Raw genomic sequence first — 24,232 nt, 5'->3', positions numbered from 1 at the left:
CGCGACCGCTCGCCGACCAGTTTCACCGGTCGGTCCGAGCGCCCGTTCCGGCGAGCCCGTTCGAGGGATAGCGAGCCGCGACCGAGCGCCGGCGCCGCGTGCGTTTCACTTTCACTAGGGTGTAAACCAGCCTTTATACCCGATGGCGAACAAGGGTCGTGTACATGCCTGAAGACGAACTCGAGGACCTCCCCGGCGTCGGCCCGGCGACCGCGGACAAGCTCGTTGACAACGGATTCGAGAGCTACCAGTCGATCGCCGTCGCGAGCCCCGGCGAGATGTCCAACACCGCCGACATCGGCGAGTCGTCCGCCAGCGACATCATCAACGCCGCCCGCGAGGCCGCCGACGTCGGCGGCTTCGAGACGGGCGCGACCGTCCTCGAACGCCGCCAGGAGATCGGCAAGCTCTCCTGGCAGATCGACGAGGTCGACGACCTGCTCGGCGGCGGCATCGAGACCCAGTCGATCACCGAGGTGTACGGCGAGTTCGGCTCCGGCAAGTCGCAGGTCACCCACCAGATGGCCGTCAACGTCCAGCTCTCGAAGGAGAACGGCGGGCTGGAGGGCGGCTGCATCTTCGTCGACTCCGAGGACACGTTCCGCCCGGAGCGGATCGACGACATGGTCCGCGGGCTCGACGACGAGATCCTCGCCGACGAGATGGAGCGCCGCGAGATCGAGGGCACCCCGAACGACGAGGCGGCCTTAGAAGACCTGGTCGACGCGTTCTTGGACCAGATCCACGTCGCGAAGGCGTTCAACTCCAACCACCAGATCCTCCTCGCCGAGAAGGCGAAGGAGCTGGCCGGCGAACACGAGGAGACGGAGTGGCCGATCCGGATCGTCTGCGTCGACTCGCTCACCGCGCACTTCCGCGCGGAGTACGTGGGCCGCGGCGAGCTCGCCGAGCGACAGCAGAAGCTCAACAAACACCTCCACGACCTGATGCGGCTCGGCGACCTGTACAACACCGCCATCCTCGTCACCAACCAGGTGGCGTCGAACCCGGACTCCTACTTCGGCGACCCGACGCAGGCGATCGGCGGCAACATCCTCGGGCACGCCTCCACGTTCCGGATCTACCTCCGGAAGTCGAAGGGCGACAAGCGGATCGTCCGGCTCGTCGACGCGCCGAACCTCGCCGACGGCGAGGCCGTGATGCGCGTCCAGAACGAGGGGCTGAAGCCGGAGTAAGTGATTTTCGGCGGTCTCAGTCGACATTGGCGGCGCGGCGCTGCCGGCGACTAACCGAGACGAACAGCTGATCGCGAAACTGGTTGACGAACGTCAATTTCTACCGAGACGGCCAGAAACTCCCGAAATCACGGGCGTCGGGCCGTATAGAGTCGTATCGCGAGACGGGAGGCTGGCAATACTCGCCAAAAGCCGCCGCGCACGGTCGTGAGAAGGGTTTTGACCGCGGATCACGCCGAAATAGACAGAAATCATACACAACATTCGTTGGTTTCGAGCGCAGCAATTGCCGCGAAATCTCCGAGGAAACGTCCTTATACACCATGGTCACGTCATTATATCGAACGCTCACCGTATTATCAAGCTGTTTTCTTGTGAAACTCAACTCTAACGTTTATGTATAGCCGTTCCCCCGAGTGGAAACGTGATTCAGCACATGAACACAAGAGAAGCGCAGTTTGAATTAGACGAGCGTTCAGTAGGGGTGGTCGAAACGTGACGGGCGGCGTACTCGCCACGATCGACCCGAGCACGTTCACGTCCGCGATGAACGGGACGTGGATCCTGGTCGTGACGTTCCTCATCTTCTTCATGCACGCCGGCTTCGCGATGCTTGAAGCCGGGCAGGTTCGCTCGAAGAACGTCGCCAACCAGCTGACGAAGAACCTCCTCACGTGGAGTATCGGCGTGACGGTGTTCTTCCTGATCGGCACGGCGTTCACGAGCCTCGTGAACGGGTCGCCCGGGATCGCCTCCGCGGCGGGCTCGTTGTTCTCCGGCGGCGAACTCGCCGTCGAGGAGGGGGTCATCGGTCCGTACGTCAACTGGCTCTACGGCGCGGTGTTCGCGATGACCGCCGCGACGATCGTCTCCGGGGCGGTCGCCGGTCGCGCGAAGCTCCGCGCGTACGTCACCTACACGTTCCTGCTCGCCGCGGTCATCTACCCGATGGTCATCGCGTTCACGTGGTCGGCCTCCGGTGACGGGCTCGTCGCCCAGCTGACCGGGACCGCGTTCCACGACTTCGCCGGCGGCATGATCGTCCACGGCATGGGCGGTATCGCGGGCCTCACCGCCGCGGCCGTCCTCGGCCCGCGGATGGACCGCTACGCGGACGACGGGTCGACGAACGTCATCCCCGGCCACTCGCTGACGTTCGCCGTCCTCGGGACGCTCGTCCTCGCGTTCGGCTGGTACGGGTTTAACGTCGGCACGGCGTCCGTGGTCAGCGGCGGCGTGTTCAACACGCTGACGCTCAACCTCGTCGCGATGGGGACCACGATCGCCATGGCGGCCGGCGGGATCGGCGCCGCGACCGTCGTGTGGCTCCGCACCGGGAAGGTCGACACGCTGTACGTCGCAAACGGGCTGCTCGCGGGGCTCGTCGGCATCACCGCGATCCCGGACACCACGGCGTGGTGGGGCGCGCTGGTCGTCGGTCTCCTCGCCGGCGGACAGCTCCCCCTCGTCTTCGAGTTCGTCTCGGACACGCTGAAGATCGACGACGTCTGTGCGGTGTTCCCGGTCCACGGTAGCGCCGGCGTGCTCGGCACGCTGCTCTTCCCGTTCGTCGCCGCGCCGGGCGAGCTCAGCGCGGGCATCGGTGCCCACTTCGTCGCCCAGCTGACCGGCGTCGTCATCATCGGCGGGTGGACGCTCACCGCGACCGCCGCCGTCTGGTACGTCCTCAAGGTGAGCGGCGAGGCGCGCGTCACCGCGGAACACGAACAGGAGGGGCTCGACATCTCCGAGCACGGCGTCGAGACCTACCCCGAGTTCGGCGGCGACCGCGTCGCGACCGACGGCGGTCCGTCCGTGGTCGACGCGACCGACTCCGACAGTGAGTCCCCGCGCGCCGACGGCGGCGAGGAGGCGGGCGCGGAGATCAAGATGGTCACCGCGGTCGTCCGCCCCGACAAGCTCGGGGCGATCAAGCAGGCGCTCGCCGAGGTCAAGGCGCCCTCGCTCACCGTGACGAACGTCTCCGGCCGCGGCAGCCAGCCCGCAAAGAAGGGGCAGTGGCGCGGCGAGGAGTTCACCGTCGACCTCCACCAGAAGGTGAAAGTCGAGGTCGTCGTCGCCGACATCCCGGCCGACGAGGTCGCGGAGGCGATCGCCGACGCCGCCGAGACGGGAGAGCCCGGCGACGGCAAGGTGTTCATCATGCCGGTCGAGGACGCGCTCCAGGTCCGCACGGGCGCGACCGGGCCGGAGGCGGTGTAGCGGCCGGACCGGAGACGGTGGAGGCGCGTAGCGCGCGAACCGACGCGGTCCCTTTTCAGCGTCCGAACCGGTTCGCCCGGTTCAGCAACTACTTTCAGCCCGACGCTCCAACCGATCGGTATGAACCACGAGCGCTCGCGCGGGCTGTACGACCGCGCGCTGTCGGTGATGCCCGGCGGCGTCAACTCATCCGTCCGGGCGACGATGCCGCACCCGTTCTTCGTCGAGCGCGGCGACGGCGGCCACGTGATCGACGCCGACGGGAACCGGTACGTCGACTGGGTGATGGGGTACGGGCCCCTCCTGTACGGCCACGACCTCCCGGACCCGGTGGAGGCCGCGGTTCAGTCGCACGTCGCGGCGGGGCCGATGTACGGCGCGCCCACGGAGGTGGAGGTCGAGCACGCGGAGTTCGTCGCCCGGCACGTCCCGAGCGTGGAGTCGATCCGCTTCGTCAACTCCGGCACGGAGGCGACCGTCTCGGCGGTCCGACTGGCGCGCGGCCACACCGACCGCGACAAGATCGTCGTGATGCAGGGCGGCTACCACGGCGCGCAGGAGTCGACGCTCGTCGAGGGGTCGCCCGGGGACGCGCACCCCTCGACGAAGGGGATCCCGGAGGCGTTCGCCGAGCACACCCTCCCGATCCCGTTCAACGACGAGGCGGCCGCGAAGGAGGTGTTCGCGGAGCACGGCGACGAGATCGCAGCCGTCCTCGTCGAGCCGATCCTCGCCAACAAGGGGATCGTCATGCCGATAGAGGGGTACCACGAGACGCTGCGGGACCTCTGTGACGACCACGGCTCGCTCCTGATCTTCGACGAGGTGATCACCGGGTTCCGGGTGGGCGGTCTCGGCTGCGCGCAGTCGAAGTTCGGCGTCACCCCCGACGTGACGACGTTCGGGAAGATCATCGGCGGCGGGTTCCCGGTCGGCGCGATCGGCGGGAAAGCCGAGATAATCGAGGGGTTCACCCCCGCGGGCGAGGTGTTCCAGTCCGGCACCTTCTCGGGCCACCCGGTGACGATGGCCGCGGGAAAGGCGACCCTGGAGTACGCCGCGGAGAACGACGTGTACGAGCACGTCAACCGCCTCGGGCGGCAGCTCCGCGAGGGGATCGCCGAGATCTGCGCCGAGCGCGCGCCGGAGTACACCGTCGTCGGCACCGACTCGATGTTCAAGACGATATTCACCCGCGAGGCGCCCGACGACGTCGACGCCTGCTGTCCGGGCGGCTGTCGGCAGGACCCCGACTGCGCCCGGTACGACGCGTGTCCGAAGACGGGCGCCGACGTCGCCGCGGCCGCGACCGACCGCTGGGAGCGCGTGTTCTGGCAGGAGATGAAAGACCGCGGCGTGTTCCTCACCGCGAACCAGTTCGAGTGCCAGTTCACCTCCTACGCGCATACGGAGGCGGACGTCGAGCGGACCTTAGAGGCGTACCGGGAAGCGATCTGAAGTCGGCGAGAGCCGTTATTTGAGGCTGCTGTCGTCGCGGCGGTCTTTGAATAAATGAAGTCGTAGCGACGATTACTCATAAAAGCGGTGCGGTGGCGCGTGCCTGCGAGCGGCCGCCCTCGGCGGCCGCGAGGAGCACCGCGCGAGGGACGCGGTGAGCGCTCGAAGAGCGCGAACCGCGAGGCTGGGGAGGTGTGAGGCCGTGCGGTGCTGTGCGGGGTGGGACTCAAAGGGGCAGCCGCGAGGCCGGCGCAGACGACGTAAGCACCGGAACGAGTGAGCGGAGCGAACGAGTGAGGAGCGCAGCGAGTGTGCGCCGGCCTCGCAGCTGGGGCTTTGGTGGCGTTCTCCATCGATCCGCCATGAGCCATTTATAAGCAAGCGGCTGGGGCTTCAGTGGTGCTCTCCGTCGATCCGTTATCAAGTATTTATAACTGAGCGACTGGGACTTTGGAGGAGTTCGCCGTCGATCCGTTATCGACCACGTATAGCGGAACAGTTTTATATCGGAGATCGGTACCTACACGCGATGACCGCAGCGGCTCGTCTCGACGCCGCCCTCTTCCGAGGCCGACGAGCCCTGCGACCGCGACGAGACGTCCGACCGCCGCGACCGGCTTCCGGCGCGGCGCGACGACGAGGCCCCTCGGGCCGATAACTTTCACCTCTCGTCGCGTTCGCGCCGTTCCGTTCCGAAGAGTCTCGACTCCGCGTTCCGCGAGCGACCGCTCTGCTACTTTCTTACAAAATTTAAACCGCTGAATTTAAGAGTGTAGACCGGGTGTACTCTGGTAATGACGAGCGTTGCACTCGCGTTCAGCGGTGGACTCGACACCACGGTCTGCGTACCGCTGCTGAAAGAGGAGTACGGCTACGACGAGGTCATCGGCGTCAACGTCGACGTCGGCCAGCCCACGGAGGAGTTCGACGAGGCGGAAGAGACCGCGGAGGCGCTGGGGCTCGACATCCACGTCGTCGACGCGAAGGCGGAGTTCGCTGACCTCTGTTTCGACGCCGTGAAGGCCAACGCCAGCTATCAGGGCTACCCGCTCGGCACCGCCCTCGCGCGCCCGGTCATCGCAGAGGCCATTCTGGGCGTCGCCGAGGAGCAGGGCTGTGACGCCATCGCTCACGGCTGTACGGGCAAGGGGAACGACCAGCTCCGGTTCGAGGCCGTCTGGCGCGGCTCCGACCTCGAAGTGATCGCCCCCGTGCGCGAGCTCGGCCTCACCCGCGAGTGGGAGATCGACTACGCCGCCGAGAAGGACCTGCCCGTCGAGGCCGGCGACGGCGGCGTCTGGTCCATCGACGAGAACATCTGGTCGCGCGCGGTCGAGGGCGGAAAGCTGGAGGATCCCGACTACGAGCCGCCGGCGGACATCTACGAGTGGACCGCCGAGCCCGAGGGCGAGACCACCATCGAGGTGACGTTCGAGGCGGGCGTCCCGGTCGCCGTCGACGGCGAGGCGATGGACCCGGTCCCGCTGATCCAGCACCTCAACGAGTACGCGGGCGGCTACGGCGTCGGCCGCACCGACGTGATGGAGGACCGCATGCTCGGGCTGAAGGTGCGCGAGAACTACGAACATCCGGCCGCGACCGTCCTGCTGACCGCGCACCAGGCGCTCGAGGACCTCGTCCTCACCAAGAACGAGCGCTCGTTCAAGCAGGGGATCGAGCAGGAGTGGTCCGAGAAGGCGTACGAGGGGCTCGTGTTCGCGCCCGTCGTCGACGCCCTGAACGCCTTCGTCGACGAGACGCAGGACGTGGTGACCGGCACGGCGACGGTGAAGGTGTCTGGCGGCGACTGCCGCGTCGTCGCGCGCGACTCCGAGTACGCCGTCTACTCCGAGGAGATGGCCTCGTTCAACACCGAGGACGTCGCGGGCATCGCCCAGTCCGACGCGACGGGGGTCGCGAAGTACCACGGGCTCCAGGAGCGCCTCGCCAACGACGTGAAGGCGAGCGTCTCGAAGCCGGAACTCGCGACGGACGGAAGCGGAGTCGACGATAAGAGCGAATAGATGACGGACGACGACCCCGACGCGGCGGCGGACGACGCCGACGAGGCCAGCGACGGAAGCGGCGGAGCCGCGGGAGGCGACACCGCCGTCCGCCGCGACCGCTTCAGCGGCGGCCCCGCCCGCGAGTTCCTGTCGAGCCTCGCGGCCGACGAGGCCATCTTCGAGGCCGACCTCGCGGTCGACCGCGCACACGTCGTGATGCTCGCGGAGCAGGGGATCGTCGACGAGGCGGTCGCTGGCGAGATCCTCGGCGCGCTCGACGACATCGAGGCCGCCGGCCACGGGGCGCTTCCGGACGGCGAGGACGTCCACGAGGCGATCGAGACCGCCGTCATCGACCGGATCGGCCCCGACGGCGGCCGGATGCACACCGCCCGCTCGCGCAACGACGAGGTGGCGACGTGTATCCGCTACCGCCTGCGCGAGGACCTGCTGGCGGCGGTCGAGGCGACCCTCACCGCCCGCGAGGCGCTCGTCGACGTCGCGGGCGAGCACGCGGAGACGGTGATGCCGGGGTACACCCACCTCCAGCCGGCCCAGCCGACGACGGTCGCGCACTACCTGCTGTCGTACGAGGGCGGGCTCGCGCGCGACGCGGAGCGCCTGCTCGACGCGTACGACCGGGTGAACCGGTCGCCGCTCGGCGCGGCCGCGTTCGCGGGGACGCCGTTCGACGTCGACCGCGACCGCACCGCCGAGCTGCTCGGGTTCGACGGGACGGTCCGCAACTCGATGGACGCCGCCGCCGCGCGCGACTTCCTCGCGGAGTCGGCGGGCGCGCTCGCGACGCTCGCGACGACGCTGTCGGGGCTCGCGGAGGACCTGATCATATTCTCGAAGGAGGGGCTCGTCGAGCTCTCCGACGCGTACTCGTCGACCTCCTCGATCATGCCCCAGAAGAAGAACCCCGACACGCTGGAGCTGACTCGCGGCGTCGCGGGCGACGCGATCGGCGAGGCGACCGGCACGCTGAGCCTGCTGAAGGGGCTCCCGCGCGCCTACAACCGCGACCTCCAGCGCGCTCACGCGAGCGTCTTCGAGGTCGCCGGCGACGTACGCGAGGCGACCGAGGTCGCCGCGGGCGCGGTCGCGACCGCCGACTGGGACGAGGCCGCGCTCACGGCCGCCGCGGGCGAGGGGTTCTCCACGGCCACGGGCGTCGCGGACCTGCTCGCGATGGGCGGATTGCCGTTCCGGACGGCCCACGAGATCGTCGCGGCGGCCGCGGAGGCGGTCGAGGACGGCGATTCACCGGACGCGGCGGCCGCAAAAGTTGACGAGGCCGCTCGAAAGGTCACGGGTGAGCCCCTCTCCGCGTACGTGAGCCGCGAGGACGTGGAGTCGGCGCTCGACCCGGCAGCCAGCGTCGCGAGCCGCGACTCCGCCGGGGGACCGGCTCCCGAGGCGGTCGCCGACGCGCTCGCCGCCGCCGAGGCCGGGATCGAGACGGACGAGGACGCGCTGGCGGCCGAGCGCGACGCGCTCGCCGCCGCGAGCGAGACGCTGGAGGCGGAGGTCGATCGCTATGTCTGAGCCGCGACCGCGCGGCGGTCGTCCGCTCGGTCGACGCCGGGCGGACCGACTCCGGCCCGATCGGCGTTGCCCCGATCGACGCCGACGACCGTCCCCGTAAGGGGGACACAATTATTACCGGGATCTGATATCCGATCTCGAAACGGCTCGATTTTGCCTATTCTCTTCCGTTAGCGGCCGATCCGCTTTATGTAAAATTTCCAATAAGTTCGAAGCCTTTATGCTCGTTCACGGTCGAGTTGCTGGCACGATGACGAGCGACACCGACACGCTGACCGCGGAGGACCCGATCGCGGGCGAGGAGATCGAGATCCCGGCCGACGTCGAGGTCGGCGAGATCATCGACAGTCCGGTCACCGGGACCGAGCTGGAGGTCATCTCGCTCGACCCGGTCGTCTTAGAGGAGGCGCCCGAGCTCGAGGAGGACTGGGGCGAGTAATGGCGACGACCGCCACGGCCGCGACACGCGAGTGGTCGACATGCGCGTGAGCGCCGACGCGAACGGAGGGGAGTCGACGTGCGCGTAGGGATCCTCTACTCCCGGATCCGGAAGGACGAGAAGCTCCTGCTCAACGAGCTCCGCGACCGCGGCCACGAGATCGAGAAGATCGACGTCCGGAAGGAGCGGTTCGGACTGGAGTCGACGACCGCCGCCGTCGACGACCTCGATCTGGTCGTCGACCGCTGCCTGTCGACGAGCCGGTCGCTGTACGCGACCCGGTTCCTCGACAGCTACGGCGTTCCCGTGGTGAACTCACCCGAGACGGGCGACGTCTGCGCCGACAAGGCGAAGAACTCGCTCGCGCTCGCGGAGGCCGACGTGCCGACGCCGGCGACGGAGGTCGCGTTCACGAAGGAGGCCGCCCTGGAGGCGATCGAGTCGTTCGGCTACCCGTGCGTCCTCAAGCCGGTCACCGGCTCGTGGGGGCGGCTGATGGCGAAGATCGACTCGCGCAACGCCGCCGAGGCGATTGTAGAGCACAAGGAGACGCTCGGCCACTACGAACACAAGGTGTTCTACGTCCAGGAGTTCGTCGACAAGCCCGGCCGCGACGTCCGCGTCCTGGCGGTCGACGGCGAGCCCGTCGCGGCGATGACGCGCTCGTCGGACCACTGGCTCACGAACGCCGCGAAGGGCGGCGAGACGAAGTCGTTCGACCTCGACGAGCGCGCGACCGAGCTGGTCGAGCGCGCCTCCGACGCGGTCGGCGGCGGCATGCTCGGCGTCGACCTGATGGAGGTGGGAGTCGACCCGGACGGCGACGGCGCCGAGACCGGCGTCGACCCGGACGGCGACGGCGCCGAGACCGGCGTCGACCCGGACGACGACCCCGCCGAGGGCACCGCGGACGACTACACCGTCCACGAGGTGAACCACACCGTCGAGTTCAAGGCGCTCGATTCGGCCACCGACGTCGACGTCCCCGCGCGGGTCGTCGACTGGCTGGAGGCGAAGGCGGCCGAGCTGGCCGACGGCGCGGTCGCGGGGGTGGACGCGTGACCGCCGACGCCGAGTCGAGCGACGCGACCGACGAGACCCACACCGCGAGCGTCGTCGGCGGCACCGGCTTCACCGGCGGCGAACTGCTGCGGATCCTCGCCGGCCACCCGAGCTTCGAGGTCGTTCAGGCCACCTCGCGGTCGGCCGACAACATGACCGTCGGGCGCTCGCACCCGAACCTGCGCGGGCTCGACCTGCGCTTCTCCGACCCCGACGACCTGGCGTCGGTCGACGTGCTGTTCGCGGCGACGCCGCACGGCGTCTCGATGGAGCGGATCGACGAGTTCTTCGAGGCCGCGGACACCGTCGTCGACCTCTCGGCGGACTTCCGGCTCCCCGAGGCCGACGCCTACGACGAGTGGTACGACGGCCACGAGTCGCCGGAGTACCTCGAACGCGCCGAGTACGCGCTCCCGGAGCTGAACCGCGAGAACCTCCCCGGCGCCGACCTGATCGCCGGCGGCGGCTGCAACGCGACCGCGACGATCCTCGGCCTCAAGCCGCTCGTGGACGCGGGCGCGCTCGGTCCCGAGACCGGCGAGGTCGTCGTCGACGTGAAGGTGGGATCCTCGGAGGGCGGCGCCGGCGGCGGCGCGGCCTCCTCGCACCCGGAGCGCTCGGGCGTCGTGCGCCCGTACGCGCCCACCGGCCACCGCCACGAGGCGGAGATCGAGGCGTACCTCGGCCTCTCCGTCTCCTTCACGGTCCACGCGGTCGACATGGTCCGCGGCGCGAGCGCGACCTGCCACGTCTTCCCCGACGAGCCGGTCTCGAAGGGGGACCTGTGGGGCGCGTACCGCGACGCCTACGCCGACGAGCCGTTCGTGCGGATCGTCTCGGGCGGGGGCGGCGTCTACCGCTACCCCGAGCCGAAGTCGGTCGCCGGGACGAACCACGGCGAGGTCGGCTTCGAGCTCGACCCCGGCAACCGCCGGGTCGTCGTGTTCTCCGCCATCGACAACATGACCAAAGGCTCCGCCGGGCAGGCGGTCCACGCGGCGAACGTCGCGCTCGGGCTGCCCGAGACCGCCGGCCTCGAGTTCGACGGGCTCCACCCGGTGGGATCGCCATGACGGGGAGCGATTCCGAATCGACGACCGAGCCGCCCGTCGTCGTCAAGGTCGGCGGCGCGAGGGCGGTCGACCCGGCCGGCGCGGTCGGCGACGTCGCCCACCTCGCCGCCAACGGCCGCTCCGTCGTCGTCGTCCACGGCGGCTCGACGGTCGTCGACGAGACGCTCGAACGGCTCGGCATCGAGCCCGAGTACGTCGAGTCAGCCTCCGGCGTCACCGGCCGCTTCACCGACGCGGAGACGATGGAGGCGTTCGCGATGGCGATGGCGGGCAAGCTCAACACGGAGCTGACGGCGGAGTTCCGCTCGGCCGGGGTCGACGCGGTCGGCCTCTCGGGCGTCGACGGCGGGCTCCTCGCGGGCCCGCGCAAATCGGCGGTCCGCGTCGTCGAGGACGGGAAGCGGAAGATCCGGCGCGGGGACCACTCCGGCAGGATCGAGTCGGTGAACGCCGACCTCCTGACCGGCCTCCTCGACGACGGTTACACCCCCGTCGTCTCGCCGCCGATGGCCGGCGACGAGGGCGACGGCGAGGTCACCCCCGTCAACGCGGACGCCGACCGCGCCGCGGCCGCGATAGCGGGCGCGCTCGGCGCCGACCTCGTCCTCCTGACCGACGTGTCGGGCGTGTACGCCGACCCGGACGACCCCGAGACGCGAATCGACGCGGCCGCGACGCCCGAGGGGCTGGCGGCCGTCGAGGACGCCGCCGAGGGGTTCATGGGCAAGAAGGTGATGGCCGCCAAGGAGGCGCTCGAAGGCGGGTCCGGCCGCGTCGTGATCGCGGACGCCAACGTCCGCGACCCGGTCGTCGCCGCGCTCGGCGGCGAGGGAACGACGGTCGAGCGGTCGGCGCTCGGGGACGGGTCCGAGGACGCGGATGAACCGGAAGGGGTCGAGACCGACGGGGGTGAGACCGCGTGAGCGGCTTCGTCTTCTCGGAGAAGCCGATCGAGATCGCCTCGGGCGACGGAGTCCACGTGACCGACACGAACGGTACCGAGTACCTCGACTTCGGCGCCAGCTACGCGTGTACGCCCGTCGGCCACTGCCACCCCGAAGTCGTCGACGCCGCGACGAGCCAGCTGGAGGAGCTGGTGTACGTCCAGGCGTCGTACCCGCACGCGGCGCGGACGGCGCTGTACGAGCAGCTGGCCGAGGTCGCGCCCGTCGACGTCGACAACGTCTGGCTCTGCAACTCCGGCACCGAGGCGAACGAGGCCGCGCTGAAGTTCGCCCGCCACGCGACGGGCCGCGAGAAGATCGTCGCGACCACGCAGGGGTTCCACGGCCGGACGATGGGGACGCTCGCGACGACGTGGAAGGAGAAGTACAAGGAGGGGTTCGGGCCGCTGGCGGGCGGCGTCGAGTTCGTCGAGTACGGCGACGCGGCGGCGATGCGCGAGGCCGTCGACGAGGAGACCGCCGCGGTCATCCTGGAGCCGCTCCAGGGTGAGGGCGGGATCAACCCCGCCTCGACCGAGTACCTCCGGGCCGTCCGGGTCGCGACCGCCACGTCGGGCGCGGCGATGATCCTCGACGAGATCCAGACCGGGCTCGGTCGCACCGGGTCGATGTGGGCGGCGGAGAAGCACGACGTGGTCCCGGACATCCTCACGACCGCGAAGGGGCTCGGCAGCGGGCTCCCGATCGGCGCGACGCTGTGCCGCGACTGGATCGCCGCGGACGCCGGCGACCACGGCTCGACGTTCTCCGGCGGGCCGGTCGTCTCGGCGGCCGCGGGCGCCACCCTCGACGTGATCGAGCGCGAGGGCCTGCCCGCGCACGCCGAGGAGATGGGGGAGTACCTCCGCGGCGAACTCCGCGACCGCCTCGGCGACGACGTGCGCGACGTGCGCGGCGACGGCCTAATGATCGGCGTCGAGGTGCGCCGCGGGTCGAACCGCCTGCTTCGCGACCTCGCCATCGATCACCGGATCCTCGCGCTGCCGGCGGGCCGAACCGTGCTGCGGCTGCTTCCCCCCCTGACGATCGAGCGGGAGCACGCCGACGCCGTCGTGGACGCGATCGCGGAGGTGATCGGGTGATGGCGACCGGACAGGAGCGGGACCTCGCCGGGGACGAAGGGTCCTCGTCCGGCGACGCCACCGACGTCGTCGCCGGCGGCGGCTACCCCGCGGCCTGCGACACGCCAGCCCGGAAGCTGCTGTACGACATGGTCTCGATCCCCTCGCCGTCCGGCGAGGAGGAGCGGGCGGCCGAGCGGCTCGTCGACTTCTTCGAGGCCAACGGCCGCGAGGCGTGGATCGACGCGGTCGGGAACGTCCGCGCGCCGGCGGACGACGCCGTCCTCCTCACCTCCCACGTCGACACCGTTCCCGGCGATATCCCCGTCGAGGTGCGGCCGGCGCCGCCCGAGGGCGAACTGCCCGATCCCTCGGACGTCCGCGTCGGCGAGCCCGGCGACCCGGTGCTGTGGGGTCGCGGGGCGGTCGACGCGACGGGCCCGCTGGTCGCGATGGCGGTCGCGGCGGTGAAGACGGGCGTCTCGTTCGCGGGCGTCGTCCGCGAGGAGGTCGACTCCGGCGGCGCGCGCGCCCTCATTGACGACCGCGACGCGCCCGAGGCCGTTATCAACGGCGAGCCGTCGGGCTGGCGGGGGATCACCCTCGGCTACCGCGGCCTGCTGGAGGGGACCTACGTCAACACCAGCGAGTCGGGCCACTCCTCGCGGCCGGAGCCGAACGCGATCCAGCACGCGATCGACTGGTGGCACGGCGTCGAGGCGGCGTTCACGCCGGAGGACCCGGAGACCGCCGTCTTCGACCAGGTGACGACGAAGCCCATCTCGGTCGACGGCGGGCTGAGCGACGACGGCCTCGCCGTGGAGGCGACGATGGACGTCCAGCTCCGGATCCCGCCGTCGCGCCCGGTCGACGAGGTCCACGAGCTGGCGGAGGCGGAGCTGTCGACCGGCTCGGTCCAGTGGGGCGAGCCGATGCCGCCGGTGATGGAGAGCCCGCGGACCGACCTCGCGCGGGCGTTCCGCGTCGCGATCCGGTCCGCCGGCGGTGACGTGCGCCTGCTCCGGAAGACCGGCACGAGCGACATGAACCTCTTCGCGGCCGCGTGGGACTGCCCGATGGTCACCTACGGCCCCGGAAACTCCGATCTCGACCACGCGCCCGACGAGCGGCTGCCGCTGCCGGACCTCGACCGCGCCGTGCGCGTGCTGACCGACGTCTGCCGCGAGCGACCCTAACGCGCCTCGTCACCCCTCGTCAACGCTCGTTTTCGAACGACACCACGACACACACTCACACCACACACGATGCCACTCGCCACCGACGACTTCCTCGACATCGACGACGTGACGCCCGCCGAACTGGACGCCCTGCTCGACCGCGCCGCCGCGATGAAGGCGGGCGAGACGGACCCCCGACTGGCAGACGCGACGCTCGGGATGATCTTCGAGAAGCCCTCGACGCGCACCCGCGTCTCCTTCGAGACGGGGATGACGCGGCTGGGCGGCCACGCGATGTTCCTCGGGCCCGACGACATCCAGCTCGGGCACGGCGAGCCGCTGCGCGACACCGCGCGCGTCCTCGGCCGGTACGTGGACGGCGTGATGGCGCGCCTGTTCGACCACGCGGACGTCGAGGTCCTCGCCGAGTACGCCGACTGCCCCGTTATCAACGGGCTCACCGACGAGGCGCATCCCTGTCAGACGCTCGCCGACCTGCTCACGATCCGCGAGACGGTCGGGGAGGACGCGACGGTGGCGTGGGTGGGCGACGGCAACAACGTCGGCCAGTCGTTCGTCGTCGGCGCGGCGATGGCCGGTATCGACGTCGAGGTCGCCACGCCGGCCGACTACGGAATGAACCAATCCGTCTTCGACCGCGCCGCCGAATTCGGGCTGGACGTGGCCCCCACCACGGACCCGGAGGCCGCGGTCGAGGGCGCCGACGTCGTCTACACCGACGTATGGATCTCGATGGGGCAGGAGGACCAGCGCGAGGAGAAACTCGCCGCCTTCGACGGGTTCCAGGTGAATCAGGAGCTGCTCGCCGGCACCGACGCCGAGGTGATGCACTGCCTGCCCGCGCACCGCGGCGAGGAGATCACGGACGACGTGCTCGAATCCGACCGCGCCCTCGTCTGGGACCAGGCGGAGAACCGGATGCACGCGCAGAACGCGCTGCTCGTCGAGCTGCTCGGCGGGGCGTGACACACCGCAAGGGACCTACGATTTAATTGGTCGGGAAGCGAACCCTCGGACCGCGAACCGATGAACGTGCCCTCCACGCGGTCGATAGACGCAGTCGCAGTGGGAACGATGGCCCTCCCGCTCGTCGCGGCGGCCCTGCTCTGGGGGTCGCTGCCGGCGGAGATGGCGATTCACTGGAACGGCGAGACGCCGGACACGGTCGTGGCGAAGCCGCTGGCGACGGTCGGACTGTTCGCGTTCGGCGCCGCGAGCGTCGCCTTCGTCCGGATCGCACCGGATTCGGCCACCAGCACGCCGGGCGGGACGACCCTCTCCGTGCTCTTCCTCGGCGTCACGTTCGCCTGGGTCCAGGCGACGGTGCTCGTCTGGAACCTCGGGTACCGGTTCGACGTGGGGCGCGCGGTCCTCCCGATCCTCGCGTTGGCCGGCCTACTGGTGGCGTACGCGGTCCGATCGGGTCGGTTCTAGAAGACCGCGGCCGGACGAATCTCGGCCACGGCTACCGCGGCGTCACGGGCGCCGCGGCGGGTCGCGGTCGTCCATGAGAAAAACGCTGTCCTGGTTCGGGTCGAAGTAGACCTCCAGCGCGCGGAGGGCATCCACGTACGCCGCGACCGCGGCGAACACGAACGAGATTGCCGCCGGAAGGAACAGGCCGAGGACCATATCGGTGGGACTTGCCGTTTGAATATAAATACGTGTGTGCTGTTCGTGAGGAGTATCACTTGCCACACTCCCTTATAAACCGCCGAAGTGGTGGCGCGTGCCGGTGAGCGCCGCACCGCGGCGCGAACCGCACCGCGCGAGGGAGTCGCTGGCTCCCGGAGCGAAGCGGAGGGTGCCAGCGACGAGGCTGGGGAGGCGTGAGGCTGCGGTGCTGAGCGGTGCGGGGCGGGACGCAAAGGGGCAGTCACCGGCGGCTCCGCCGCCGGTTGCCCGTGCCGCGTAGCGCCTCACGGCTGGGGCTTTGGGGGCGATCACCGTCGATCTGTTGTTAGCGGTTTATGAGCGAGCGGCTGGGGCGTTGGCGGAGATCGTCGGAGATTCGCGGGTGACTAGTTACAAACGACCGACGGGGACCGGGTCTAGTTCCCGGTCCAGCGCAGTATCGCGAGCGTTCCCTCGAAGAGCGCGATCATCGTCAGCGTCACGATGATCGGCGCCATCCCGGTCGGGTCGGGACTGAACAGGAAGGCGATCCCGAGGAACGTCCCCCAGAAGATCAGCCGTTTCGCCTCCAGCCACTGCCGCGTGACGAGGTTCATCATGATCGCGAGCATGATGAACAGCGGGATCTGGAAGACGATCGCCATGAACGCGAGCATGATGACGATCAGGTTGAACGTCTCCGCGAGGCCGAAGGCGATCGTCGCCGCGTCGGAGGTGTAGGTGGTGAAATACGAGAAGATCGCGGGCAACACGAGGAAGTGCGCGAACGCGATCCCGACCCCGCCGAGGATCAGGCTGGTCGGGACCGCCGCGAGGTAGTAGCGCCGCTCCGTCTCGTAGAGCCCCGGTCGCATGAACCGGTACGTCTGGTAGACGAACGCCGGGAGCCCCACCACGACGCCAGCGAGTCCGGCCACCTTCAGTTGGGTGAGCGGGAGTTCGAGCGGGCCGTACAGCCGCGGGCGGTTCTCCATCGGCGCCGGGATGTGGTAGCTCCAGAAGTAGTTGATGAGCTCCGTCGACTCGGTGATGACGACGAGCGTGGCCAGGCCGCCGATGAGGAAGACGACCGCGAGCCGGCGCATCATCTCCTCGATGTGGGCCGCCAGCGGCATCTCCTCGTCCGTCTCCGGCCCCTCGATACCCTCGAACGGATCGTCGTCGACCGCCGTCGGGGCGTCGGCGGTCGCGGCGTCCGGGGTCGTAGCCGGAGTGCCGCCGTCGCCGGCGGCCTCGGTATCCGCGGTCGCGCCGTCGTCCGCCGTCACGGAGTCGCCTTCCGTCGCGGCGCCGTCGGGAGACTCCTCGTTGCGTTCGCTCCCGTCGTCGAGGGCGTCCGACCGACCGGCGTCCTCGGCCTCGACCACCTCGTCCGGGCCCGAGAGCGCGTCCGGCCGCTCGTCGCCGGGCCCGTCCGCGTCGCTTCCGGCCGACCCCACCTCGGGTTCGACCTCGGCGGTCACCTCGGACTCGACCGCCTCGGACGCCTCCGAGTCGGCGGATTCGTCGGCCTCGGACCCCTCGTCGACGGCGCCGTCGCTTTCGGGTTCGGCCTCGTCGGTCGACCCGTCAGCGGCGGCCGAGTCGTCGTCGCGCGACCGGTCCGAGTCGTCCATTCAGTTTCCCTACGCGACCGGGCGGTTATCAACCTTTTCGGATAGCGGCGCCGCGCGGGGTCGATCGGCCCCCTCCCCGACCGTCCGAGCGCGTCGACGGCGGAGTCGTCCGCGGTCGAAAAGGTTGATAACGGCGACGGCCTTCGCCCTCCGTATGGCGAGCGCCCTCGACGAGGACACCCAGCAGTCGATCGCGGAGGGCCGCGAGACGGCGAAGGCGTTCCTTCGATCGATCCAGAAGGATCTCCAGAAGGTGTTCGTCGTCTTCCTGATCAGTTTCCTCGCGACGTTCTGGGCGCTCCGCGTGTACATCTGGGACCGGCTCCGGGAAGTCACCGAATCGAGCATGAGCGCGGCGGTCGCCGCGGAGGCGGACATCATCGCGACGACGCCGTTCGAGGTGATCCTCCTCCAGGCGAAGATCGGACTGATCGTGGGTGCGGTCGCCGCGATTCCGCCGCTGATCTACGTCACTCGCGACGAGCTGCGGCGTCGCGGTATGTGGCCGCGATCCCCGATCGCTCGGTGGAAGCTCGCGCTGCTCGGGCTGCTCGCCGCCGGCCTCTTCTCCGCCGGGGTCGCCTACGGCGTGTTGGCCTTCTTCCCGCTGATGTTCGGCTTCCTCGCGGAGTTCGGCCTGGAGGCCGACATCCAGCCCACCTACGGGATCGTGATGTGGACGGAGTTCATCGTGTTCCTCTCGCTTTCCTTCGGGCTCGCCGGGCAGATGCCGATGGTGATCACCGGCCTCTCGTACGCCGAGATCGTCCCGTACGAGACGTTCCGTGACAAGTGGCGCCACGCGGTCGTCCTCATCTTCGTGTTCGGCGCCGTCTTCTCTCCGCCGGACCCGTTCACCCAGCTGCTGTGGGCGTTCCCGCTGGTCGCGCTGTACGGCTTCAGCCTCTACCTCGCGAAGCTCGTCGTCACGGCCAACCGGAGCGCCGACCGGATCGACGTGCTCGGGGCCGTCCGGAACCACTGGAACGTCGTCGTCGGCGCGACGGTCCTCGGCGGCGCGCTCGTGTACGGATTCTACGAGTACGGCGGCCGAACCGCGCTCAACGACCTCCTGCGGCTCGCTGGGAGCGACCGGCGGTTCCTCGCGCCGGGCGAGGGGTTCGGCCTCGACCCCGCGACGACGCTGGGGATCTACGTCGTCGCGTGGGCGCTCGCGTTCACCGCCGTCGCGACGCTGTGGGCGGTGTACACCGACCTCGACACCGCGAGCGCGGGTCACCGGTACGGCGACCCGACAGCCGTCGACGTGAGCGAACTCGACGCCGCGGGCGTGCGGGCGGCCCCCGCGGACGCGTTCGCGGAGATGGACGAGGAGGAGTCGCTCGCGCTCGCGCAGGCCGCGATAGACGACGACGACGCGGAGAAGGCGCAGGCGATCCTCGACCGCTTCGACGAGGTGAACGAGGGCGGCGACGGGGACGGGGCGGAGGGCGACGCGGACGACTCCGCCGCGAGCGCGGGCGGGGCGGGCGACGCCGGCGAGGACGGGCTGGTCGGCACCGTCCAGAACCGGACCTCGCGCGCGAGTTCGACGTTCCTCGCGGAGCTCACGGACGGTAACGAGGAGGCGGCCGAAGACGACATCGGCGGCTACTACAAGGACCTCAAGTTCATCTTCGACTCGCTGCGCACGCGGTCGTTCCGGATCGTCGCCGTCTTCGGGGTCGTGATGGCGGCCGCGTTCACGTGGCTGTACCTCGGCGGACTCGGAACGGTTCGCGGCGACCTCGAACGGCGCGTGCCGGCGGAGATAGAGGGCGGGATCAACATCATCACGCTCCACCCGGTCGAGGCGCTGATCTTCATGGTGAAGTTCTCGGTGATGCTCGGGATCCTCGCGGCGTTCCCCGTGGTCCTCTACTACGCGTGGCCCGCGCTCCGCGAGCGCGGCTTCGTCGCCGGGCGGATCTACCAGGTGTACCTGTGGGCGGGCGCGCTCGGCGCCGGCATGATCGGCGGCTTCGCGCTCGGCTACGCGTACATCGCGCCGGGGCTCATCGGGTGGCTCGTCACCGACGCGCGCCTCGCGGACATGATCATCACCTATCGGGTGAGCGACTTCCTCTGGCTCGTCATCTACACGACGATCGGGATCGGCTTCCTCGCGGACGTCCCGATCGCGATGGTCCTGTTGAACAACGCCGGCGTCCCGTACCGCGTGTTCCGGGAGCGCTGGCGCGAGGTGACGATCGGGATCATGCTCGTCGCGGCCGTGTTCACCCCCGCCGACGTGATCACGATGCTCCTCGCGACGGTCCCGCTGATGACCGCGTACGGCGTCGGCGTCGGCGTCCTCTTCCTCGTCACATTCGGGGGCCGGCGCGACCTCTCGCCGCCCGCGGAGTTCGTCGGGCGCTGAGCCGTCCGGCGCGCGGTTCCCGCTCCGCGGCAACAGCGCGGTTTCCCGAATGTCACCCCCGAGACCGACGGGTATTCCCGCGCGCGCCCGCAACGGAGGAGTGAAATGAGCAAGGAGTACATCGAGGTCCGCGGCGCCGAGGAACACAACCTCAAGGACCTCGACGTCCGGATTCCGCGGGAGGAGTTCACCGTCGTCACCGGGCTCTCGGGGTCGGGGAAGTCGTCGCTCGCGTTCGACACCGTCTACGCCGAGGGGCAGCGCCGCTACATCGAGTCGCTGTCCGCGTACGCCCGCAACTTCCTCGGACAGATGGACAAGCCGCAGGTGGAGTCCGTCGAGGGGCTCTCGCCCGCGATCTCGATCGACCAGAAGAACGCCGCGAACAACCCCCGGTCGACGGTGGGGACCGTCACCGAGCTCCACGACTACCTCCGCCTTTTGTACGCCCGGATCGGCACCCAGTACGACCCCGTCACCGGCGAGGAGGTGGGCGAGCAGTCCGCCCAGGACATGGTGAACCAGATCCTCGAGCTCCACGAGGGCACCCGCGCGAAGGTCGCCGCGCCGGTCGTCCGCGACCAGAAGGGCGCGTTCGAGGACCTCTTCGAGGAGCTCGTGAGCGAGGGGTACAGCCGCGTCGAGGTCGACGGCGAACCGGTCGACCTGACCTTGGACGACCCGGACCTGGACGAGAACTACGACCACACGATCGACGTGATCGTCGACCGCGTGCGGGTCGCCCCGGACGCGCGCTCGCGGATCACCGACTCCGTCGAGACCGCCCTCGAGGAGGCCGACGGCGCCCTCAAGCTGATCGTCCCCGACCCGCCGGAGGACGTGCCGTTCGCGTCGAACGCGCGCTCGACGGGGTCGCTCGCGGCCGACGCCGACGGCGACGACCGGCTCGTCGTGGAGTTCTCCGAGGAGCTCGGCAACCCCAACACCGACGTCCAGTTCTCCGCGATCGAGACGCGCTCGTTCTCCTTCAACAGCCCGTACGGCGCCTGTCCCGAGTGCGAGGGAATCGGCTCGACGAAGGAGGTCGACGAGGAGCTCGTGGTCGAGGACCCCTCGAAACCCCTCAAGCACGTGTTCGAGCCGTGGAGCTACGACCGCACCTACTACTCGCGCCAGCTCGACAACGTCGCGGAGCACTTCGGCGTCGACCTCGACGCGCCGTTCGAGGAGCTCGACGAGTCGATCCGGCGGCAGTTCCTCTACGGCACCGACGACGTCGTCCACTTCGAGTGGACCACGAAGAACGGCACCCGCGAGAAGACGGAGCGGTTCGAGGGGGTCATCCCCAACTTAGAGCGCCGCCACGTGGAGACCGACTCCGAGCGCGCCCGCGACCACATCGAGGAGTACATGGCCGTGACGACGTGTCCCGAGTGCGAGGGGACGCGCCTGAAGGAGCAGTCGCGGCACGTCCTCGTCGCGGGCACCGCCATCACCGAGGTGAACGAGCTGTCGATCGCGGAGGCTCGCGAGCACTTCGAGGGGATGGAAGCGGAACTGAACGAGCGCGAGACGACGATCGCCGAGGAGATCCTCAAGGAGATCCGCGCGCGGCTCGGCTTCATGGAGGAGGTCGGCTTGGAGTACCTCACGCTCGACCGCGAGGCGTCGACGCTGTCGGGCGGCGAGAGCCAGCGCATCCGGCTCGCCACGCAGGTCGGCTCCGGGCTGGTGGGCGTCCTCTACGTCCTCGACGAGCCCTCCATCGGGCTCCACCAGCGCGACAACGACCGCCTGCTCGACACGCTCGAAGGGCTCCGGGACCTGGGCAACACCCTCATCGTCGTCGAACACGACGAGGAGACGATGCGGCGCGCCGACGAGATCATCGACATGGGCCCCGGCCCCGGCAAGCGCGGCGGCGAGGTGGTCGCGCAGGGCGACTTCGACGAGGTGGTCGCGGCCGACGAGTCGGTGACCGCCGACTACCTCGCGGGCCGGAAGGAGATTCCGGTGCCCGACGAGCGCCGCGAGCCGGACGGGGAGCTGACGGTTCGAGGGGCCCGCCAGCACAACCTGAAGGACCTCGACGTGCCGATCCCGCTCGGCACGCTGACGACCGTCACCGGCGTCTCCGGCTCCGGGAAGTCGACGCTCGTCAACGACATCCTCTACAAGGGACTCGCCCGCGAGATGAACGACAACACCTCGGTCGACCCCGGCGAGCACGACGCGATCGAGGGGCTCGACGAGGTGGAGACCGTGCGGCTGATCGACCAGTCGCCGATCGGGCGGACGCCGCGCTCGAACCCCGCGACGTACACCGACGTGTTCGACCACGTCCGCGAGCTGTTCGCGGAGACGAAGCTCTCGAAGCGCCGCGGCTACGAGAAGGGCCGCTTCTCGTTCAACGTGAAGGGCGGGCGCTGCGAGGAGTGCGGCGGACAGGGCACCGTCAAGATCGAGATGAACTTCCTCTCCGACGTGTACGTCCCCTGCGAGGAGTGCGGCGGCTCGCGTTACAACGACGAGACGCTCGACGTGGAGTACAAGGGGAAGACCATCGCCGACGTGCTCGACATGAGCGTCACGGAGGCCCACGAGTTCTTCGAGAGCCACCGCGGGCTCGAACGGCGGCTGAAGCTGCTGAAAGACGTCGGGCTCGGCTACATGGAGCTGGGCCAGCCCTCGACGACCCTCTCGGGCGGCGAGGCCCAGCGCGTGAAGCTCGCCGAGGAGCTGGGCAAGCGCGCGACCGGCGACACGCTGTACCTCCTCGACGAGCCGACGACGGGGCTCCACAAGGAGGACGAGCGCAAGCTGATCGACGTGCTCCACCGGCTCGTCGACGCCGGCAACACCGTGGTCGTCATCGAGCACGAACTCGACCTCGTGAAGAACGCCGACCGCGTGATCGACCTCGGTCCCGAGGGCGGCGACGGCGGCGGCGAGCTGGTCGCCAGCGGCACCCCCGAGGAGATCGCCCGCGAGGAGGCGTCTCACACCGGGCGCTACCTCCGGGACATGCTCCCGAAGGTCGACCTCGACGGCCCCCGCGACGACCGCCGGAAGCCCGCGGTGGCGGACGACGACTGAGGCAGGAGCGCTTCGGCGGGGTTCCGCGCCTCGGATCGAACGGAGACACAACTGATATTTCCGGTCGTCGAGCGATAGCGAGAGGAAGTATCGCGGATCGGCGGCCGCAATGTAGTATTTAAATAGCCGTGAGCGACGGCGACGAGCGCTTATAAAAAGAAAGTGCGGTGGCGCGCCTGCGAGCGGCCGCCACCGGCGGCCGCGAGCCAGCCCGCGAGGGACGCCGCGAACGCGAGCGGCGCAGCCGCGAAGCGTGAGCGGCGAGGCTGGGGAGGAGTGAGGTGCGGAGCGGTGCGGGTGGGACTCAAAGGGGCAGCCGCGAGGCCGACATAGGCGACGCAAGTACCGCAGGGAGGGAGCGGCAGCGACCGACGAGGACCGCAGCGACCGCACCGAGCCCTCGCGACTGGGGCTTTGGAGGCGTCGTCCGTGGGCTTGCTAGCAGCTATTTATAAACGAGCGGCTGAGGCTTTGGATACCGGCACCCCAGCAGCGTCGGTCGTTTATAAACAGCCGACAGCGACACCACGGTCTAACTTATAAAGGACACCCTGCGGTCGGGCGGCGACCGGACGATCCCGTCGCGCTCGCAACGACGAGGAGCGCGATCAGGTCGGCCGTGAGCGCCGCGACGGCGCCGAAGCGGAACAGGACCAACAGTCCGAGCACCGCGACCGCGAGCCCGACCGCGGCGCGACGAGCGCGGCCGGTGGTCGAAAGCGAGCGAGACACCTGAGCGCCGACGCCGACCTGCGCCGCGAAGAGGAGGACGCCGAACGGGGACACGGCTGGCATACGGCTCGATTCCGACCGAGCCTGTATGAATATGTCGGCGGGGCGAAGAGCGTCCGGAGCGGTCGGGGTGACCCCTGCGACCCGCATCTTGATACCGCGGCGCGTCGTCCTCCGAGCAATGCGAGAAATCACGACGGACGACGTGCCGGAGGCCCTCGGTCCGTACTCACAGGGGATCGTCTCCGGCGACACGGTCCACGTCTCGGGGAAGACGGGCGTGGACCCCGACACCGGCGAGGCCCCCGAGTCGGTCGCCGAACAGACGACGCAGACGCTCGAAAACGTCGCCGCGATCCTGGAGGCGGCCGGGACGACCCCGGACGCGATCGTGTCGGCGACCGTCTACCTCACCGACATGGGCGACTACGACGCGGTCAACGAGGCGTACCGGGCGTTCCTCTCGGAGCCGTACCCGGCGAGAACCTGCGTCGAGGTGTCTCGGCTCCCCGCGCCGCTCGACGTCGAGATCACGGTCACCGCGGAGCTCGACGGCGACTGAGCCGACCGAACCGACGA

The 24,232-nt window shown here is 69.6% G+C and carries 19 protein-coding genes; 16 read left to right on the top strand and 3 right to left on the bottom strand.

All coding sequences use genetic code 11. The features are described 5' to 3' along the window. The first annotated feature begins 164 nt into the window (after positions 1-164). The 13 genes from radA to BM286_RS00680 all read left to right on the top strand — a co-directional run bounded on the left by radA (position 165) and on the right by BM286_RS00680 (position 15,667). The gene (radA, locus tag BM286_RS00740) at positions 165-1,196 is read left to right on the top strand and encodes a DNA repair and recombination protein RadA (protein WP_017343617.1); all 1,032 of its coding nucleotides are present in this window, start codon (positions 165-167) and stop codon (positions 1,194-1,196) included. Positions 1,197-1,742: 546 nt separating this feature from the next. Next, positions 1,743-3,419, top strand: a complete 1,677-nt coding sequence (locus BM286_RS00735) for an ammonium transporter (RefSeq protein WP_092920466.1) — start codon at positions 1,743-1,745, stop codon at positions 3,417-3,419. A 120-nt stretch (positions 3,420-3,539) separates the two neighbouring features. Next, the gene (gene hemL, locus BM286_RS00730; protein ID WP_092919467.1) at positions 3,540-4,877 is read left to right on the top strand and encodes a glutamate-1-semialdehyde 2,1-aminomutase; all 1,338 of its coding nucleotides are present in this window, start codon (positions 3,540-3,542) and stop codon (positions 4,875-4,877) included. A gap of 794 nt (positions 4,878-5,671) precedes the next feature. After that, entirely contained in the window at positions 5,672-6,901 is a 1,230-nt protein-coding gene (locus BM286_RS00725) for an argininosuccinate synthase (RefSeq protein WP_092919465.1), read from the top strand. Next, complete coding sequence (argH, locus tag BM286_RS00720; RefSeq protein WP_092919463.1) at positions 6,902-8,434, top strand: argininosuccinate lyase; 1,533 nt, start codon at positions 6,902-6,904, stop codon at positions 8,432-8,434. A 250-nt stretch (positions 8,435-8,684) separates the two neighbouring features. Further along, on the top strand, positions 8,685-8,873 hold the full coding sequence (lysW, locus tag BM286_RS00715; RefSeq protein ID WP_049932116.1) for a lysine biosynthesis protein LysW: 189 nt from the start codon (positions 8,685-8,687) through the stop codon (positions 8,871-8,873). A 78-nt stretch (positions 8,874-8,951) separates the two neighbouring features. Beyond that, a complete protein-coding gene (locus BM286_RS00710; protein WP_092919461.1) occupies positions 8,952-9,935 on the top strand; it encodes a RimK family alpha-L-glutamate ligase in 984 nt (327 codons plus the stop codon). Next, positions 9,932-11,008, top strand: coding sequence for an N-acetyl-gamma-glutamyl-phosphate reductase (argC, locus tag BM286_RS00705; RefSeq protein ID WP_092919459.1), 1,077 nt, complete (start codon positions 9,932-9,934; stop codon positions 11,006-11,008). Before BM286_RS00710 ends, argC begins: the two co-directional genes overlap by 4 nt. Further along, entirely contained in the window at positions 11,005-11,931 is a 927-nt protein-coding gene (locus BM286_RS00700; RefSeq protein ID WP_092919457.1) for an acetylglutamate/acetylaminoadipate kinase, read from the top strand. The genes argC and BM286_RS00700 overlap by 4 nt, the downstream gene beginning before the upstream one ends. After that, on the top strand, positions 11,928-13,055 hold the full coding sequence (locus BM286_RS00695) for an aspartate aminotransferase family protein (RefSeq protein WP_092919454.1): 1,128 nt from the start codon (positions 11,928-11,930) through the stop codon (positions 13,053-13,055). Before BM286_RS00700 ends, BM286_RS00695 begins: the two co-directional genes overlap by 4 nt. Then, on the top strand, positions 13,055-14,230 hold the full coding sequence (locus tag BM286_RS00690; RefSeq protein ID WP_092919452.1) for a [LysW]-lysine hydrolase: 1,176 nt from the start codon (positions 13,055-13,057) through the stop codon (positions 14,228-14,230). The genes BM286_RS00695 and BM286_RS00690 overlap by 1 nt, the downstream gene beginning before the upstream one ends. Before the next feature lie 69 nt (positions 14,231-14,299). Continuing rightward, a complete protein-coding gene (gene argF / locus BM286_RS00685) occupies positions 14,300-15,199 on the top strand; it encodes an ornithine carbamoyltransferase (RefSeq protein WP_092919450.1) in 900 nt (299 codons plus the stop codon). A gap of 108 nt (positions 15,200-15,307) precedes the next feature. Continuing rightward, on the top strand, positions 15,308-15,667 hold the full coding sequence (locus BM286_RS00680) for a DUF1648 domain-containing protein (RefSeq protein ID WP_158293708.1): 360 nt from the start codon (positions 15,308-15,310) through the stop codon (positions 15,665-15,667). A 42-nt stretch (positions 15,668-15,709) separates the two neighbouring features. Here the strand turns inward: BM286_RS00680 and BM286_RS15375 are convergent, their stop codons facing one another. Both BM286_RS15375 and BM286_RS00675 read right to left on the bottom strand, forming a co-directional pair. Then, positions 15,710-15,865 carry a hypothetical protein gene (locus BM286_RS15375; protein ID WP_167603283.1) on the bottom strand — a complete coding sequence of 52 codons (156 nt, stop codon included), beginning with the start codon at positions 15,863-15,865 and terminating at the stop codon, positions 15,710-15,712. Positions 15,866-16,284: 419 nt separating this feature from the next. Further along, positions 16,285-17,484: a twin-arginine translocase subunit TatC gene (locus tag BM286_RS00675; protein ID WP_092919446.1), complete on the bottom strand. Its 1,200-nt coding sequence runs from the start codon at positions 17,482-17,484 to the stop codon at positions 16,285-16,287. Positions 17,485-17,638: 154 nt separating this feature from the next. Between BM286_RS00675 and tatC the strand changes: the two genes are divergently transcribed. Both tatC and uvrA read left to right on the top strand, forming a co-directional pair. Continuing rightward, positions 17,639-19,864 carry a twin-arginine translocase subunit TatC gene (gene tatC, locus BM286_RS00670; RefSeq protein ID WP_092919444.1) on the top strand — a complete coding sequence of 742 codons (2,226 nt, stop codon included), beginning with the start codon at positions 17,639-17,641 and terminating at the stop codon, positions 19,862-19,864. Positions 19,865-19,969: 105 nt separating this feature from the next. Continuing rightward, on the top strand, positions 19,970-22,921 hold the full coding sequence (gene uvrA / locus BM286_RS00665) for an excinuclease ABC subunit UvrA (RefSeq protein ID WP_092919442.1): 2,952 nt from the start codon (positions 19,970-19,972) through the stop codon (positions 22,919-22,921). Positions 22,922-23,458: 537 nt separating this feature from the next. Here the strand turns inward: uvrA and BM286_RS00660 are convergent. Then, the gene (locus tag BM286_RS00660) at positions 23,459-23,716 is read right to left on the bottom strand and encodes a hypothetical protein (RefSeq protein ID WP_092919440.1); all 258 of its coding nucleotides are present in this window, start codon (positions 23,714-23,716) and stop codon (positions 23,459-23,461) included. A gap of 118 nt (positions 23,717-23,834) precedes the next feature. On the opposite strand from BM286_RS00660, the gene BM286_RS00655 reads away from it, so the two are divergent. Beyond that, a complete protein-coding gene (locus BM286_RS00655) occupies positions 23,835-24,215 on the top strand; it encodes a RidA family protein (protein WP_092919438.1) in 381 nt (126 codons plus the stop codon). Positions 24,216-24,232 lie beyond the last annotated feature (17 nt).

It is taken from the genome of Halorubrum sodomense (assembly GCF_900111935.1).
GTDB lineage: Archaea > Halobacteriota > Halobacteria > Halobacteriales > Haloferacaceae > Halorubrum > Halorubrum sodomense.
The sequence above is the reverse complement of the archived record's forward strand: the minus strand, read 5'-3'. Positions and strand labels throughout refer to the sequence as shown.

Bases quoted from the DNA above. Each gene is read 5' to 3' on its own strand.
- radA (WP_017343617.1), top strand. From the start codon at position 165: ATGCCTGAAGACGAACTCGAGGACCTCCCCGGCGTCGGCCCGGCGACC.
- BM286_RS00735 (WP_092920466.1), top strand. From the start codon at position 1,743: ATGAACGGGACGTGGATCCTGGTCGTGACGTTCCTCATCTTCTTCATG.
- hemL (WP_092919467.1), top strand. From the start codon at position 3,540: ATGAACCACGAGCGCTCGCGCGGGCTGTACGACCGCGCGCTGTCGGTG.
- BM286_RS00725 (WP_092919465.1), top strand. From the start codon at position 5,672: ATGACGAGCGTTGCACTCGCGTTCAGCGGTGGACTCGACACCACGGTC.
- argH (WP_092919463.1), top strand. From the start codon at position 6,902: ATGACGGACGACGACCCCGACGCGGCGGCGGACGACGCCGACGAGGCC.
- lysW (WP_049932116.1), top strand. From the start codon at position 8,685: ATGACGAGCGACACCGACACGCTGACCGCGGAGGACCCGATCGCGGGC.
- BM286_RS00700 (WP_092919457.1), top strand. From the start codon at position 11,005: ATGACGGGGAGCGATTCCGAATCGACGACCGAGCCGCCCGTCGTCGTC.
- BM286_RS00690 (WP_092919452.1), top strand. From the start codon at position 13,055: ATGGCGACCGGACAGGAGCGGGACCTCGCCGGGGACGAAGGGTCCTCG.
- argF (WP_092919450.1), top strand. From the start codon at position 14,300: ATGCCACTCGCCACCGACGACTTCCTCGACATCGACGACGTGACGCCC.
- BM286_RS00680 (WP_158293708.1), top strand. From the start codon at position 15,308: ATGGCCCTCCCGCTCGTCGCGGCGGCCCTGCTCTGGGGGTCGCTGCCG.
- BM286_RS15375 (WP_167603283.1), bottom strand. From the start codon at position 15,865: ATGGTCCTCGGCCTGTTCCTTCCGGCGGCAATCTCGTTCGTGTTCGCC.
- BM286_RS00675 (WP_092919446.1), bottom strand. From the start codon at position 17,484: ATGGACGACTCGGACCGGTCGCGCGACGACGACTCGGCCGCCGCTGAC.
- tatC (WP_092919444.1), top strand. From the start codon at position 17,639: ATGGCGAGCGCCCTCGACGAGGACACCCAGCAGTCGATCGCGGAGGGC.
- uvrA (WP_092919442.1), top strand. From the start codon at position 19,970: ATGAGCAAGGAGTACATCGAGGTCCGCGGCGCCGAGGAACACAACCTC.
- BM286_RS00660 (WP_092919440.1), bottom strand. From the start codon at position 23,716: ATGCCAGCCGTGTCCCCGTTCGGCGTCCTCCTCTTCGCGGCGCAGGTC.
- BM286_RS00655 (WP_092919438.1), top strand. From the start codon at position 23,835: ATGCGAGAAATCACGACGGACGACGTGCCGGAGGCCCTCGGTCCGTAC.